This window comes from Streptomyces sp. NPDC002817, from assembly GCF_053592055.1.
The window spans coordinates 45,640-60,913 of record NZ_JBSFUY010000005.1; the positions used below are offsets into that span (position 1 = coordinate 45,640).

Annotated in this window: 13 protein-coding genes and 2 pseudogenes; 6 read left to right on the top strand and 9 right to left on the bottom strand. The window is 70.3% G+C overall.

Annotated features, from left to right (window positions below; all coding sequences use genetic code 11):
• Positions 1 to 66: 66 nt before the first annotated feature.
• Positions 67 to 552 (bottom strand): ATP-binding protein, encoded by a 486-nt coding sequence (locus ACWD3I_RS11640; RefSeq protein ID WP_365391942.1) that lies wholly within the window; start codon positions 550 to 552, stop codon positions 67 to 69.
• Positions 553 to 796: 244 nt separating this feature from the next.
• On the opposite strand from ACWD3I_RS11640, the gene ACWD3I_RS11645 reads away from it, so the two are divergent.
• Positions 797 to 2,146: a M14 family metallopeptidase gene (locus ACWD3I_RS11645; protein WP_365391944.1), complete on the top strand. Its 1,350-nt coding sequence runs from the start codon at positions 797 to 799 to the stop codon at positions 2,144 to 2,146.
• 72 nt (positions 2,147 to 2,218) lie between these two features.
• Here ACWD3I_RS11645 and ACWD3I_RS11650 read toward each other — a convergent pair whose 3' ends face one another.
• From ACWD3I_RS11650 to ACWD3I_RS11675, 6 genes and pseudogenes are all read right to left on the bottom strand, one after another.
• Positions 2,219 to 2,731, bottom strand: coding sequence for a hypothetical protein (locus ACWD3I_RS11650; protein WP_365391946.1), 513 nt, complete (start codon positions 2,729 to 2,731; stop codon positions 2,219 to 2,221).
• Positions 2,732 to 2,851: 120 nt separating this feature from the next.
• Positions 2,852 to 4,324 carry a GntP family permease gene (locus ACWD3I_RS11655; protein ID WP_365391948.1) on the bottom strand — a complete coding sequence of 491 codons (1,473 nt, stop codon included), beginning with the start codon at positions 4,322 to 4,324 and terminating at the stop codon, positions 2,852 to 2,854.
• A gap of 113 nt (positions 4,325 to 4,437) precedes the next feature.
• Positions 4,438 to 4,857: a RidA family protein gene (locus ACWD3I_RS11660; RefSeq protein ID WP_365391950.1), complete on the bottom strand. Its 420-nt coding sequence runs from the start codon at positions 4,855 to 4,857 to the stop codon at positions 4,438 to 4,440.
• On the bottom strand, positions 4,854 to 5,618 hold the full coding sequence (locus ACWD3I_RS11665) for an IclR family transcriptional regulator (RefSeq protein ID WP_365391952.1): 765 nt from the start codon (positions 5,616 to 5,618) through the stop codon (positions 4,854 to 4,856). Before ACWD3I_RS11665 ends, ACWD3I_RS11660 begins: the two co-directional genes overlap by 4 nt.
• Positions 5,615 to 5,917 (bottom strand): annotated as a pseudogene (locus tag ACWD3I_RS11670) (PfkB family carbohydrate kinase); the annotation flags it as partial. The pseudogene ACWD3I_RS11670 and the gene ACWD3I_RS11665, both read right to left, overlap by 4 nt.
• Positions 5,918 to 6,499: 582 nt before the next feature.
• Positions 6,500 to 7,273 (bottom strand): annotated as a pseudogene (locus ACWD3I_RS11675) (sugar kinase); the annotation flags it as partial.
• Between the two features lie 92 nt (positions 7,274 to 7,365).
• Between ACWD3I_RS11675 and ACWD3I_RS11680 the strand changes: the two are divergent.
• Both ACWD3I_RS11680 and ACWD3I_RS11685 read left to right on the top strand, forming a co-directional pair.
• Positions 7,366 to 8,643, top strand: coding sequence for an amino acid deaminase (locus ACWD3I_RS11680; RefSeq protein WP_365391954.1), 1,278 nt, complete (start codon positions 7,366 to 7,368; stop codon positions 8,641 to 8,643).
• A 13-nt stretch (positions 8,644 to 8,656) separates the two neighbouring features.
• Entirely contained in the window at positions 8,657 to 10,282 is a 1,626-nt protein-coding gene (locus ACWD3I_RS11685) for an N-acyl-D-amino-acid deacylase family protein (RefSeq protein WP_365391956.1), read from the top strand.
• Positions 10,283 to 10,377: 95 nt separating this feature from the next.
• Here the strand turns inward: ACWD3I_RS11685 and ACWD3I_RS11690 are convergent, their stop codons facing one another.
• Positions 10,378 to 11,310: a S1 family peptidase gene (locus tag ACWD3I_RS11690; RefSeq protein WP_365391958.1), complete on the bottom strand. Its 933-nt coding sequence runs from the start codon at positions 11,308 to 11,310 to the stop codon at positions 10,378 to 10,380.
• Between the two features lie 178 nt (positions 11,311 to 11,488).
• Positions 11,489 to 12,118 carry a hypothetical protein gene (locus ACWD3I_RS11695; RefSeq protein ID WP_365391960.1) on the bottom strand — a complete coding sequence of 210 codons (630 nt, stop codon included), beginning with the start codon at positions 12,116 to 12,118 and terminating at the stop codon, positions 11,489 to 11,491.
• A 126-nt stretch (positions 12,119 to 12,244) separates the two neighbouring features.
• Between ACWD3I_RS11695 and ACWD3I_RS11700 the strand changes: the two genes are divergently transcribed.
• The 3 genes from ACWD3I_RS11700 to ACWD3I_RS11710 all read left to right on the top strand — a co-directional run bounded on the left by ACWD3I_RS11700 (position 12,245) and on the right by ACWD3I_RS11710 (position 15,267).
• On the top strand, positions 12,245 to 13,456 hold the full coding sequence (locus tag ACWD3I_RS11700; RefSeq protein ID WP_365391962.1) for a pyridoxal phosphate-dependent aminotransferase: 1,212 nt from the start codon (positions 12,245 to 12,247) through the stop codon (positions 13,454 to 13,456).
• 76 nt (positions 13,457 to 13,532) lie between these two features.
• Positions 13,533 to 13,952, top strand: coding sequence for an SCO4983 family protein (locus tag ACWD3I_RS11705; protein WP_365391964.1), 420 nt, complete (start codon positions 13,533 to 13,535; stop codon positions 13,950 to 13,952).
• A 250-nt stretch (positions 13,953 to 14,202) separates the two neighbouring features.
• On the top strand, positions 14,203 to 15,267 hold the full coding sequence (locus tag ACWD3I_RS11710; protein WP_365391966.1) for a hypothetical protein: 1,065 nt from the start codon (positions 14,203 to 14,205) through the stop codon (positions 15,265 to 15,267).
• Positions 15,268 to 15,274: the final 7 nt, after the last annotated feature.

Consider the following 15,274-nt stretch of genomic DNA (forward strand, 5'->3'; position numbering starts at 1 on the left):
AAGCGCACCGGGGCCCGGGCTGTGGTTCCGGGGGGAGCCTGAGTTGACGTATCCGGAACTCTCGGGTCAGAACGACTGTCGCCGACCACAGTCGTCGGACCCGCACGTGCCGAGCTCGAACCACACGGTCTTGCCCGGCCCGTCCTGATGGCAGCCCCAGCGCCGGGCGAGCGCATCCACCAGGAACATCCCTCGGCCGCTCTCCGCGGTGCCCGCCCGGAGCACCTGGGGAGTTCGGCGGCCTACATCGGCGACCTCGCAGCGCAGCACGCCGTGCGAGGCGAAGAGGGTGAGTCGGAAGCTGCTCGCGGAGTGCAGCAGGGCGTTGGTGGCGAGCTCGCTGACGAGCAGCTCGGCCGTGTCCACCAGGTCGTCCTGGTCCGCGAGCCCCCACCCCTCCAGCTGTCGGCGGACCGTGGCACGGGCTTCGCGGACGGCGACGGGACGGGGGGCGTACTCGACGCTCAGATGGCCTGCCCCCAAGGGGGGTTGGGGATACGAGGCGTACCGAGGATCGGGGTCCGGGGGGCGGCCCCCGGAGAGTTGCAGCATGGGAGCAGGATGTCCGCCGCGGCCGTGCCGCGCACGGGGAGGAATACCCGATTCACTACCTACGTACAGCAGTTCGGGATCGAGCCACGGCCGCAGAGTTCCGGCCACTGCGCCTTTATTGACTCTTGACCTGCTCATGCCATAGGCGCACGATGAGCGCCGCACCCGCACCTGTGAGTCACCTGTATCCCCACTTGCTTCAGGCCCGGAGACCCCGGAATCCCTGGAGAAACTAGGAGACTTCATGCGACTTCGCATACGAGGCTCAGGCGCCCGCGGCAAAAGACGTACCGCCGCCTTCGCCGTCCTGGTCGCCCTCGCACTCGCGGCACCCCTCTCCCCGGGCGCCAGCGCCGACAGCACCGCCAAGGCGGCTCCCTCGGCGGACGACATCCGCCAGTACGAGGTCCACACGCACGCGACGGTCAAGGAACGCTCGGCCCTCCAGCAGGCCGGCGTGGCCATCGACGAGGTGGACGACCACGGTGTCGTGATCTCCGGCCGCGCCGACCAGATCAAGAAACTGCGCGCGCAGGGCTACGAGATCACGGCGCTCGGCGCGGTCCCCGACCGGTCCTCCGCCGCGGACGGCGAGGTCGGAATCCTCGACTTCCCCTCAGCAGACTCGAGGTACCACAACTACGCGGAGATGACGAGCGAGATCAACTCGGTCGTCTCCGCCAACTCGTCCATCGCGAGCACCCGCGTGATCGGCACCTCGTACCAGGGCCGGAACATCGTCGCCATCAAGATCAGCGACAACGTGGCGACCGACGAGTCCGAGCCCGAGGTGCTGTTCACCCACCACCAGCACGCCCGTGAGCACCTCACCGTCGAGATGGCGCTGTACCTGCTCAACGAGCTGACCTCGGACTACGGCACCGACTCCCGCGTGACCAACATGGTCAACAGCCGCGAGATCTGGATCGTCCCGGACCTCAACCCCGACGGCGGCGAGTACGACGTCGCCACCGGCTCCTACCGCTCGTGGCGCAAGAACCGGCAGCCCAACTCCGGTTCCTCGTACGTCGGTACCGACCTCAACCGCAACTGGGCCTACCGGTTCGGCTGCTGTGGCGGCTCGTCCGGGTCCACGTCCTCGGAGACGTACCGCGGCACGGCGGCCGAGTCGGCGCCCGAGGTCAAGGTCGTCGCCAACTTCGTCCGCAGCCGGGTCGTCGGCGGCGTGCAGCAGATCAAGGCCGGCGTCGACTTCCACACGTACAGCGAACTGGTGCTGTGGCCCTACGGGTACACGACCGCGAACACGGCCACCGGCATGACGACCGACGACCGCAACGCCTTCGCCACGGTCGGCGGGAAGATGGCCGCGAGCAACGGCTACACGCCCGAGCAGTCCAGCGACCTGTACATCACCGACGGATCGATCGACGACTGGCTGTGGGGCAGCCAGAAGATCTTCGGGTACACCTTCGAGATGTACCCGTCGTCGAGCTCCGGGGGCGGCTTCTACCCGCCCGACGAGGTGATCGCTGCGGAGACCGCGCGCAACCGGGACGCGGTGCTCCAGCTGCTGGAGAACGCCGACTGTATGTACCGGTCCATCGGCAAGGAGGCGCAGTACTGCAGTTAGAAGTGGACAGGCGTCGGGGAGCTGCGGGCCGGTGGTGGCCGGTCGCGCAGTTCCCCGCGCCCCTGGGTGGGACTAGTCGTCCTCGGTTTCGTCGGCGCCGTCGTCCTCGAAGTAGGCGTCGAGGACGGCGTCCAGCTGCTCGTCCCACTCCTGGAAGCGCGCCCGCGACGTGGCCTCGACCTCGATCGGGTACCAGCGCCTGTCCGGGGTGTGCACGGTGATCGTGTACCGCTTGCCGAAGCGGGGCGTCTCGGTCTCGATCGCGCCGATCTCGTCCCAGCGGAACTCGCACCGCTCCTCGTCGAGGCTCAGGCGTACGCCCTTGGCGTCGGCGACGATCTTCGCGCGACGGTCGGACGCCTCGAAGACGGGGCCGTCGGCCGCGTCCGCCTCCGGCTCGTCGGGAGTGGGTTCCTCCTCGGGGTCGGGGGCGGCCTCCTTCTTCGCGAGGGCATCCTCCTCGGCAAGGGGCTCCTCGGCGTCCTCGGGCTCGCCGGACACGGGTGAGGTCAGCCCGGGGATGAAGGCCGGGTCGAACCCGGCGCCTTCCAGGGGCTTGCTGCTCGAACCTATGCGCTGCTCCACAGCGGGAAGTATGGCGGACGAAGCTGTGCCGTGGGGCGCCGGGGTCAAACCCGGGGGACGTCTGAGGCGTATGGGAGAAAGGTGAGGCGAGGTCCGGGGCCGCCACCCCGGACCTCATGCCTACACGAACAGGCTCAGCACCGCCGCCATCACGAAGCCGACCACCGAGAGGACCGTCTCCAGGACCGTCCAGGTCTTCAGCGTGTCCCGCTCGCTGATGCCGAAGTACTTGGCCACCATCCAGAAGCCGCCGTCGTTCACGTGCGAGGCGAAGATCGAGCCCGCCGAGATGGCCATGATGACCAGGGCCACGAAGGCCTGGGAGTGGTCGCCCTCCGAGAGCAGGGGCGCCACGATGCCCGCCGTCGTCACGATCGCCACCGTCGCCGAGCCCTGGGCCACCCGTAGGACCACCGAGATCAGGTACGACAGGACGATCACCGGCAGGCCCACGTCGTTGAAGGTGTCCGAGAGCGCCTGGGCCACGCCGCTCGCCTTGAGGATCGCGCCGAAGACCCCGCCCGCGCCCACGACGAGCAGGATGTTGCCGACCGGCTTGAGCGAGGCCGTCGAGACGGTCTCCAGGGACTTGCGGGACCAGCCGCGCCTCAGGCCCAGGAGGTAGTACGCGAGGAGCAGGGCGATCGTCAGGGCCACGAAGGGGCTGCCGAAGAACTCGATCACCGAGCGGCCCGTGGAGGGGTCCAGGGCGATCGAGGAGAAGGTGGCGGCGAGGATCAGGACCAGCGGGGTGCCGATGATGCCGAGGACCGTGCCCAGCGGGACCGGGTCCTCGCGGGGCTCCACGCCCTGCTCGCGCTGCTCGTTGATGACCGCGAGCCTGGCCTCCGCGGCCGCTTCCACCATGTCCTGCGGTACGGCCACGAAGATGCGCCGGCCGATCCACGCGGAGAACGCCCAGGCGGCCAGTACCGCCGGGATGCCGCAGACCACGCCCATCAGGATGACCCAGCCGAGATCCACGTGGAGCAGTCCCGCCGCGGCCACCGGGCCGGGGTGCGGGGGCAGGAAGGCGTGGGTCATCGACAGACCGGCGAGGAGGGGGAGGCAGTAGAGCAGGATCGACTTGCCGCTGCGCTTCGCCGCCGCGTACACGATCGGGGCGAGGACGAAGATGCCCACGTCGAAGAAGACCGGGATGCCGAAGATGAGGCCGGTGAGGCCCATGGCGAGGGGTGCCCTCTTCTCGCCGAAGAGGTTGAGGAGGCGGGACGCCAACACCTCGGCGCCGCCGCTGACTTCGAGGATCGCGCCGAGCATCGTGCCCAGGCCGATGATGATCGCGACATGGCCGAGGATGCCGCCCATGCCGGACTCGATGGTGGAGACGGCGTCGGAGCGCTGGACCGTGCCGAAGAGTTCGGTGACCGAGAGGCCGGCGAGGAGGCCGACGGCTATGGAGACGGCCAGGAGGGCGACGAACGGCTGGAGTCTGACCTTGATGATCAGGAAGAGGAGGAGGGCGATGCCGATGGCCGCGACGGTCAGGAGACCGGCCGTGCCGTCGATGAGGAGGAGCAGGCCACCTGTGTGCGGGGGAGCTTCGGTGGCTGCGGCGAGCGGTTGGGACATGGGGGTCCTCTGCGTAAGTACATACAGCTTTCGGGCAGGGGGCATCGCGGCATGGCCACCCGTGGGGGCCATGCCGGCTGCTTACGGCGTGCGGGAGTTGAGGGGGTGTGGGCTCAGCCGAGTACGGCGAGCGCGTCGATCTCGATGAGGAGTCCGGCGGGGAGGCCGACGTAGACCGTCGTGCGGGCGGCCGGGGGCGCGGTGAGGCCCTGCTCCTCGAAGTAGGTGTTGTAGATGCCGTTCATCTCGGCGAAGTGGTCGACGTCCGTGAGGTAGACGCGGATCATCATCACGTCGTCCCAGCTCGCGCCGCCCTCCTCCAGGATCGCCTTGACGTTGGCGAGGGTCTGCAGGGTCTGCTCGCGCAGGGTGGGGCCGGCGGGCGTCGGCGGCTTGCCGTCCTGCGCGGGGAGGAATCCGACCTGGCCGGCGACCTGGAGGATGTTGCCCTTGCGCACGCCGTGCGAGAACCTCGCGGGCGGGGTGGTGTGGGTCCTGGGGGCGAGCGCGGTCTTCTCGGTCTTCTCGGTCATGAGGTGGCTTCCTTGACGGGGGTTCTGCCGGAGTACTCGCCGCTGACGGTGTCCGCGGTACGGCGGACCAGCGGGAGGAGGGTGAGGAGTTCGTCGGCGGTGACGACGACGTTCGGGGCGGAGACCGACATCGCGGCCACGACCCTGCCGTCGGCGCCGCGGATCGGCGCGGCGACGCAGTTGATGGACTCCTCGTGGCCACCGAGGTCGGTGGCCCAGCCCTGTTCGCGCACCCGCTCCAACTCCTTGAGGAAAGCGGGTGCGTTGGGGGTCGAACGGGACGTGTACATGGGGTACTCGAGCTTGTCCGCGAGGGTGCGGCGCTCGGACTCGCGCAGGTCGGCGAGGAGCAGCTTGGCCACGGCCGCGACGGTGATCGCGACGGGCTTGCCGATCCGGGAGTACATCCGCACCGGGTAGCGGCTCTCGACCTTGTCGATGTAGAGGACCTCGGCCTCCTCGTACACCGCGAGGTGGACGGTGTGGCCGCACTGCTCGTTGAGGCGTACGAGGTGGGGGTGGGCGATCTCCCGGATGTCCAGGTTCTCCATCGCCTCCTGGGCCAGCGCGATGAGACGGGCGCCGAGGCGGTAGCGCTGGTCGGACTGGCGGTAGACCATGCCGTGCTCGTGGAGCGTGCGCAGGAGCCGTAGGGCCGTGGACTTGTGGACGCCGAGGCGGTCGGCGACCTGTCCCAGGTCTGCGGGACCTTCTGCGAGCAACGGCAGGATGCTGAGCGCGCGGTCGACGGTCTGGCTCATGGAATGCGTACCTCCTCCGGGGCCTGCACGGCTTGCGTCCAGCCGGGGCCGAGTCGAAGTGTCTCCCAGGTGCCGTCGTCCACGGCCGCCAGGCGGTCGGCGGTGTCGCGGGCGGGGGGTGGCGCGAGGTCGCCGGGGGTGGTGAGGGTGGCGGCGGCGTGGAGGTGGGCGTGACGGAGGGCGGACTTCGCGGGGAGCCCTCGGAGGGTGGCGGACAGAAACCCGGCGGCAAAGGCGTCTCCGGCGCCGGTGGTGGCTACGACGTCGACGTCGAGGGCACGGACAAAGGTGGCTGTGTCTGGGGTGGTCGACCGAGCGGTGCCCGCCGTGGGGGTTGCTGCAGGGGCCATTTCGCTCGCCGGCGCTGACGGGGTGCCGCCTCCCTTTGGGTCGGGAGCCGCCCTAGGCGGCACGCATGCCCGCACGTTGCGCGGCTCAGGCTCACCCGCAGGCTGCTCGGGCGAGGACACCGAACCTTGTGACTCCGAGCCGGTGGATGACCCCAGGCGCGCGGGGAACTGCGCGACCAGCCCCCACTCACCCGCGGCTGCACGACCGCCCGCAGGCTGCTCGGGCGAGGACGCCCCGCCTGGTGACTCCGGGCCGGTGCCCGACCCAAGGGGCGCGGGGAACTGCGCGACCAGCCCCCACTCACCCGCGGCTGCACGACCGCCCGCAGGCTGCTCGGGCGAGGACACCGAACCTTGTGACTCCGAGCCGGTGGATGACCCCAGGGGCGCGGGGAACTGCGCGACCGGCCCCCACTCACCCGCGGCGACACGACCGCCCGCAGGCTGCTCGGGCGAGGACACCGAACCTTGTGACTCCGAGCCGGTGGATGACCCCAGGCGCGCGGGGAACTGCGCGACCAGCCCCCTCCGGCCCGCAGCCGAGACGAATGCCGTAGCTCCCCTTCCCCCCTGCTTCACCACCAGCACGCCCGGCTCGGGCAAGAGCTCCCGGACCGCCGACGGGCCACCCGTCACCCCCCACGCCTCCTCCGCCTCGTCCTCCCCCACGAACACCACATCCGCCCGGCGTGCCAGCTCCAGCACCACCCCCGCCCCCTCGGCGCCCCTCCACAGGTCGGGCCGGTGGTTCACGTCGAAGGAGATGAGGGGGCGATCCGGCCCGGCTGCCAGAAGCTCGCGCAGCAGATCCACACAGCCCTCGGACAACGCCGCCGTGATCCCCGTCAGATGCAGCACCCGCCCCGCCCGCACCGCCTCCAGGTCCACGTCCCCCGGCGACATGGCCGATGCCGCCGACCCCGCACGGTAGTAGGCGACCTCGTGCGCATCCGTCCCCCGCTCCCCCGCCGTACGGAAGTACACCCCGGTCGGCCGCGCCGGATCACGACGTACGGCCGACACGTCCACGCCGTACGAACCGATCGTCGCCACCAGATGGTCACCGAAGCCGTCCGCACCCACCCGGCTCACCCACCGCACGGAGTGCCCCGCGGCGGCCAGCCCGCAGGCCACGTTCGACTCCGCACCCCCGATCCCCCGCTCGAACGACGGCACATCGGCAAGGCGGCCGGGTCGGGTGGGCAGGAACGTGACCATGGACTCGCCGAGCGCGACGACATCCACGATGTCGGGGGCGTTGGTCACGATGGTCGTAGCTCCTCGGTCTCGGTCGTGGGGATCCATTGACCCTGCGTTGGCCGAGATGTTAGACAGCAGTAAGCGATATACGCAATGGACGTTGCAGCAAGTGCAACGCACCAGATCAGGGAGGCTCCATGACAGCTGACAGCCCCTCCGAAGCGCTCGCCCGCCTCGCAGAGGACCGTGTCGACCACCGCTTCAAGGGCCTCCCCCCGGACGCCGACGGCCTCACCGTCGCCGAGCTCGCCGCCCAGCGCCGCAACCTCTTCACCGACGGCTTCACGACCCCCGTCCTCGCCCTCTCCGCCGAGCGGCTCCAGCACAACCTGGAGCTCATGGAGGCCTACTCCGCACGGCACGGACTCACGTTCGCCCCGCACGGCAAGACCTCCATGGCGCCCCAGCTGTTCCAGCGGCAGATCGAGCACGGGGCATGGGGCATCACCCTCGCCGTACCGCACCAGGTCCGCGTCGCCCGGGCCTTCGGGACGCGGCGCGTCTTCCTCGCCAACGAACTCGTCGACCCGGCCGCGCTCCGGTGGATCTCCGCCGAGCTCGACTCCGACCCCGGCTTCCGTCTCATCTGCTACGTCGACTCCGTACGCGGCGTCGAGCTCATGGACGCGGCCCTGCGCGGAGCCACCCGCCCCCTCGACGTGGTCGTCGAGCTCGCCGCCGGCGACGACGCCCGTACCGGGGTCCGCACGGAGGCCGAGTGCGCCGCCGTCGCCGACGCCGTGGCCGCCGCACCGACCCTGCGGCTCGTCGGTGTCGCCGGGTACGAGGGGGAGGTCCCGAACGCCGACCCCGAGCGCGTACACGCCTGGCTGCGGCGGCTCGTCTCCCTCGCGGCCGCGTTCGACAAGGACGGGCGGTTCGGCGGGACGGACGAGGTCGTCGTCAGTGCGGGCGGCAGCGCCTGGTTCGACGCCGTCGCCGACGTGTTCGCGGAGATCCCCGAACTCTCGCTTCCCGTACTGAAGTTGCTCCGCTCCGGCGCGTACGTCTCGCACGACGACGGCCACTACCGGAAGATCACCCCCTTCAACCGGGTCCCGGAGGAGGGCGCCCTGGAGCCGGCGTTCCGGCTGTGGACGCAGGTCGTCTCCCGGCCCTCCCCCGAGCAGGCCTTCGTCAACGCGGGCAAGCGGGACGCGGCCTACGACCTCCATCTGCCGTTCGCCCAGGTCGTACGCCGGGAAGGAGTGGAGCGCCCGGCGGACGGCATCGAGGTGACCGGCCTGTCCGACCAGCACGCCTGGCTGCGCACCGGACCCGAGGCCGATCTGGAGGTCGGTGACTGGCTCGGCCTGGGGCTGTCCCATCCGTGCACCTCCTTCGACAAGTGGCAGCTGATCCCGGTGGCCGAGGCGGACGGCACGGTCGTCGACTACATCCGCACCTACTTCTGAGGGGCCGTCGCCGATGGAAGAACTCGTCATCCGGGACGCGGACGTCGTGGACGGCAGCGGTGCGCCGTCGTACCGCGCGGACGTCGTGATCGACGGCGGCCGGATCGTCTCGATCGTCAAGGAGGCGGCCGACGCCGGGTGCCAACGTCCCACGGCCCGGCGCGAGCTGGACGCGGAGGGTCTCGTCCTCTCCCCTGGCTTCATCGACATGCACGCCCACAGCGACCTCGCCCTCCTGCGCGACCCCGACCACAGCGCCAAGGCCGCGCAGGGGGTCACGCTCGAAGTCCTGGGCCAGGACGGACTGTCGTACGCCCCCGTCGACGACCGCACCCTGGCCGAGGTCCGCCGCGCCATCACCGGCTGGAACGGGTACGGCGACGACATCGACTTCGACTGGCGGTCGGTGGGCGAGTACCTCGACCGCCTGGACCTCGGTTTCGAAGGCCGGGGCATCGCCGTCAACGCGGCCTATCTGATCCCCCAGGGCACCGTCCGGATGCTGGCCGTCGGCTGGGAGGACCGGGAGGCGACCCCTCAGGAGCTCGACCGCATGCGGCAGTCGGTCGCCGAGGGCATGGAGCAGGGCGCGGTCGGCATGTCGTCGGGGCTCACCTACACGCCCGGCATGTACGCCAAGGACGCCGAACTCACCGAGCTGTGCCGGGTGGTGGCGTCGTACGGCGGCTACTACTGCCCGCACCACCGCTCGTACGGCGCGGGGGCCCTCGATGCGTACGAGGAGATGGTCGCCCTGACCCGGGAGGCGGGCTGCTCCCTGCATCTCGCCCACGCCACCATGAACTTCGGCGTGAACAAGGGCCGGGCGCCCGAGTTGCTGGCCCTTCTCGACGACGCGCTCGCGCAGGGCGCCGACATCAGCCTCGACACGTACCCCTACACGCCCGGCTGCACCACCCTCGTGGCCATGCTGCCGAGTTGGGCGAGCGAGGGCGGGCCGGAACGGATCCTGGAGCGGCTCGCGGACGAGGGGACGGCCGAGCGGATCCGGCACCACCTGGAGGTCGTCGGCGCGGACGGCTGCCACGGGGTGCCCATCGAGTGGGACACGATCGAGATCTCGGGGGTCAGCGATCCGTCACTGGGTGACTTCGTCGGCCGTACGGTCCAGCAGTCCGCCGAGTCGCGCGGCGAGGCCCCCTGGACGACCGCGCGCCGACTGCTCGTGCGGGACCGGCTCGGGACGACGATCCTCCAGCACGTGGGCCACGAGGAGAACGTCCAGCGGATCATGCGCCACCCGGTCCACACCGGCGGCTCGGACGGCATCCTGCAGGGAACGAAGCCGCACCCACGCGCGTACGGCACCTTCCCGCACTATCTCGGCCGGTACGTCAGGGAGTTGGGGGTGCTGTCCCTGGAAGAGTGCGTGGCCCATCTGACCGGCCGCCCGGCGGCACGACTGCGCCTGCCGGACCGTGGGCTGGTGCGTGAGGGATACCGGGCCGACGTGGTTCTCTTCGATCCGGGGACGGTGGCGGCGGGGTCGACGTTCGAGAATCCCCGCACACTCCCGGTGGGCATCCCGCACGTCCTGATCGACGGTCGGTTCGTGATCGAAGACGGCCGACGGACGGACGTACTGGCGGGCAAGGCGGTCCGTCACAGTCCCATGTAACGGAACGCCCGACGCCCCAGGGGCGCGGGGAACTGCGCGACCGGCCACGACGGTGCCGCAGCCGCCCTACAGCCGATCGCACCCCGCACGGAGCGCTACGGCTTAGGCAGCGTGCACGCGCTCGCGCTCAGGTTGAGCTGGTTGCGGGTCGTGAAGCAGGCCGGGATGTTGTAGATCTCCTGGGCGTAGTTGATGCCCTGGCGGACGGTGACGGCGCCGCTCTCGCTGACCTCGCACGGGTTGTTGACCGTGCAGGACTCGCCGTCCTCGTTGCCGGTGTTGTTGACGGCGACGACCTTGCCGGTGGCCTGGTCGATCACCGGCGAGCCGGAGGTGCCGCCGATGGTGTTGCAGGCGGAGGTGTAGCGGACCGAGTCCTTCCAGGTCCAGTCACCCTCCTTCAGACGGTACGCGAACCCGTCGATGTTGCAGTTGTAGAGCGTCTTCCAGTAGCCGGAGGCCACGGTGATGGCGGTGCCGGCGGTCGGGTGGGTGTCCTGGACGGTCAGCGGGGAGATGTTGTACGAGCTCTTGATCGTCGCGTACGTGCTGGTGAGCTGGTAGATCGAGACGTCCGTGTCGGTCATCGTCGCGTAGGCGAGCTTGCTCGCGCGCAGCGTGGCGACCCGGGAGCCGGAGGAGTTGAGCAGGCCGAAGGTCCGGGTGGAGGCCTGGTTGGTGATGACCTCGCCGGGCTCCGGGAAGCCGGAGGTCAGGCAGTGGCCGTTGCTGAGCACCAGGGCCGGGTCGGTGTCCAGGGAGTTCGGGAAGCGGATGACCGAACCGGAACAGTTGCTGAGCGAGACGGTCCCGGCGAGCGTCACGGCCTGGAGCGTGGGCGACGGCGACGTGGCCTGCTTGACGGCCGACGTGGTGGACGTGACCAGGTCGTGCACGACCGACGTGACCGTGTCCGTGTCCACGCTCTTGCCGACGCCCGCGGCCGAGGGTTCGGCGGCGACCGCGGGTGCCGTACCCATCCCGGCGAGCGCCAGGACACTGAGTGCGGCGACGAGAGGCTTTCTCATGTGGGGGTCCCCTCTTGCGACTTGGACGACCGGAAATCCTCCGGCCGTCCGTGAGTTTGTCATGCGCATTGTGAAGAGGGGTGGGCAATCAGGCAAGAAGTTGTGTCAAGCCTGATCATGCGACCTGGCCGAAACGCACACTCCGCGTTCGGCAAGGGCAACCTACCCATTACGGCGGTTACTTGGGCCCTTTCGTGCTCCCCTGTCCGCGCCCCTTGCCGTTGGCGTTGCCCGGGGCGGACTGGCTCGCGGTGGCGGTCGGCGACGGGGTGGTGGAGGCGCCCGGGGGTTGCCCCGACTCCTTCGGCTCCTTCGGTTTCTCCGCGGAGGGTGACGGGGAGGCGCTGGAGGCGGCGGTCCCGGAGGGGGACGCGCCGGCGTCCGGCGACCCGGTCCCGTCCGAGCCGGTCGCGGTGCCGTCCTCGCCGGGCTCCGTGGAGCCGTCGGCCGCCGACGGTCCCGTACGGCCGTGCTTGCCCTCGGCGTCACCCGCCGCCGACCCGTCTCCCGAGAAGGCGAACCCGGCGATCAGTGCGGCCGCCGACACGGCGCCCACCGCGCCGGCCGCGAGCGCGACCCGTCGCGAGCGCCAGGGGGTCGGCCTGCGGCGGGAGCGGGGGCGCCGGGACGGGACGCGTGGCAGCTCGGCCGTCTCGTCGTAGGCGTTCTGCCAGCCGTGCGCGACGGCCGGGTCGGCGTACTCCTCGTACGGCGGGGGCGGCTCGGTCCGCGGGTGGTACACGTTCGGCGGACCCTGGGGGTCGCGCGCGTCGTGTGCCCCGTTTCCGTACTCGTCTGGGCTGGACATGGCCGCGGATTCTAGGGACGGGCGGGGCCCCTGGGACAGCTACCGGCGATAACCACCCAAACCGCACCGTCTCGCGTGGTGGAAAACACGACCCACGGGGCGTTACCCCGCCGTAAGCTCCCTGACATGCAGGTGATCCAGTCGACCAAGCTCGCCAACGTCTGTTACGAGATCCGGGGCCCGGTTCTCGAGGAGGCCATGCGGCTCGAGGCGGCGGGTCACCGCATCCTCAAGCTGAACACCGGAAACCCGGCCGCCTTCGGCTTCGAGTGCCCGCCGGAGATCCTGGAGGACATCCTCCGGAACGTGTCCTCGGCCCATGGGTACGGCGACGCGAAGGGCCTGCTCGCCGCGCGCCGCGCCGTCGTCATGCACAACCAGACCCTCGGCATCGAGACCGACGTCGAGCACGTCTTCGTCGGCAACGGCGTCTCCGAGCTGATCGTGATGGCGATGCAGGCCCTGCTGGACGACGGCGACGAGGTCCTCGTCCCGTCCCCGGACTACCCGCTGTGGACCGCCGCGGTCTCCCTCTCCGGCGGCACCGCCGTCCACTACCGCTGCGACGAGCAGTCCGACTGGATGCCGGACCTCGCGGACATCGAGCGGAAGGTCACCGACCGCACCAAGGCGATCGTGATCATCAACCCGAACAATCCGACGGGTGCGGTGTACGACGAGGCGATGCTCCGGGGCCTGACCGACATCGCCCGCCGCCACAACCTGCTGGTCTGCTCGGACGAGATCTACGACAAGATCCTCTACGACGGCGCCACGCACACCCCGACCTCGGCCGTCGCCCCGGACCTGCTGACCCTCACCTTCAACGGCATGTCGAAGGCGTACCGGGTCGCGGGCTACCGGGTCGGCTGGATGGCGATCTCCGGGCCGCGCGCCCACGCGGACTCCTACATCGAGGGCCTCACCATCCTCGCGAACATGCGCCTGTGCGCGAACATGCCGGGTCAGCACGGAGTCGTGGCCGCGCTCAGCGGGCGCCAGACGATCAACGACCTGGTGCTGCCGGGCGGGCGACTGCGCGAGCAGCGGGACGTGGCGTACGACCTGCTGACCCAGATCCCGGGCGTGAGCTGTGTGAAGCCGAAGGGTGCGCTCTATCTGTTCCCGCGGCTCGACCCCAAGGTCTTCAAGATCAAGGACGACCGGCAGATGGTCCTCGACCTGCTGCGGCGCGAGAAGATCATGGTCGTCCAGGGCACCGGCTTCAACTGGAGCGAGCCCGATCACTTCCGGGTCGTGACGCTGCCGACGGCCCGTGATCTGCGGGACGCGGTGACACGGATCGGGAACTTCCTGGACGGCTACAGCCAGCCGTAGGCGAATCCGCCCCGCCGCTCAACTTTAGACTGAATCTAAGCTAGGATGATTTCCTGACAGCACAGGAGGCCATCCCATGTACGAACCGATCCGCACCAAGTCGGTCCACAGCACGATGGCCGGCAGCACGTCCGACTTTCCGCACCGGACCCGCGAGGAGGAGCTGGAGTTCCAGCTCGCGGGGCATCTGGCGGCCCTGCTGGCGGTGACGGACGAACTGCGTTCGGCTTCGCCGTCGGCCGACCTCGACGCGGCCGCGGAGCGGCTGGCCGAGCAGGTGACGCGGTTGCGGAGCGGCAGCACGCCGGCCCGCGCCTCCGGCGGGGGCGACGGTCGGCTCGCGTCCCTGCACCGACGGGCGCATGCCCTGGCGGGGCGGGCGCTGGTGGTGGCGGCATCGCGAGCGGACACCGCGGCGGCGATTCTGGCCGCCGAGCGAATGGATGCGCATTCCGCCGCGCTGGCCGAGCCGCGTGAGTTGACCGCGGCCGGCTGATCACCGGAACGGCCCCGGTCCGCGTGCACCCGCAGCGACGCGCGGACCGGGCGCCACACACTGCGTTGGCTTGAGCCGTGGCGCCTCTCGCCGTAGGGGTTCGTGTGGTCTTGCGGCTGCGGGTTCGTTGTGGTTGATCGCGCAGTTCCCCGCGCCCCTTTGGGGCGCGTTGCAGTACTGGGGTCGGTATGACACCTCCCGTTCACGCCCCCCGCCGGGGAATGTTGGGTTCCGCGAGCACTCTGCCTGTGTGAGACGAATCATCGGAATCGTCCTCGCGGTCTTGCTGATCGGCGGAGTGGTGGTAGCCGTCGCGGCGGGCCGGGACACCGGGGACAAGAGCACGGCAACGAAGACCGTGCGAGGAGTGATCGGATCGGAGAAGGCGGAGTTCTTCGCCGATCCGGATGTGGTGAAGGCCCTGGCCGCCAAGGGGTTCACCGTGAAGGCCGAGACCTCCGGGTCCTGGGCCATGGAAGGGCTGGACCTCGAGGGGTACGACTTCGCCCTTCCCTCCAGTCAGGCGCCGGCCGTCGAACTCGCCGCGAAGTACAAGGTGTCGGGGACACTCCCCCGCCCCTTCTACTCGCCCCTCGTCGTCGTGGCGCACAAGAGCGCCGCCGAGGTGCTCGCGGGCAACGGGCTCGCCGCGCTGGACGCCGAACACCGCGGCACGCTCAGGATGGCCGCCTATCTCGACGCGGCCCGCGAGGACCGCACCTGGCAGCAGCTCAAGGGGGCCGCGAAGTACGGGGAGTTGAGCGGCACGCTCTACCTCGCCAGCACCGACCCGGAGTCCTCCAACTCCGGCGCCCTCTATCTGGCCGCCGCCTCCTTTGTCGGCAACGGCGGCAAGGTCGTCGCGAGCGACGCCGAGGTCGGGAAGGCAACTCCCCTGCTGCGCAAGCTGATCAGCGTGCAGGGCGCCCAGCAGACCAGCACGGACGCGGCGTTCCGGGACTTCGTCAGCGGGGCCGGCAACCCGCTCGTCCTCGTCTACGAGTCGCAGGTCGCCTCGCTCCTGGCGGACGGAGAGCAGCCGGACGACCTGGTCGTCCTCTACCCGGACACCACGGTCAACAGCGACCACACCGTCGTACCGCTGACCGAGAACGGCCAGGCCCTCGCCGAACTCCTCTCCGCGGACCCCGAGTTGCGCGAGCTGGAGGTCCGGCACGGGTTCCGTCCGCAGGGCGCGGCCGCCGGGTTCGCCTCGGCCGGCACCTATCTCAAGCAGCAGCTGACCGGCGTCCGCCAGGCGCCCGTGCCCACCTCCACGGTGCTGCACGAGCTGGCGCGACGGGCCCGGGGATGAACGGGGG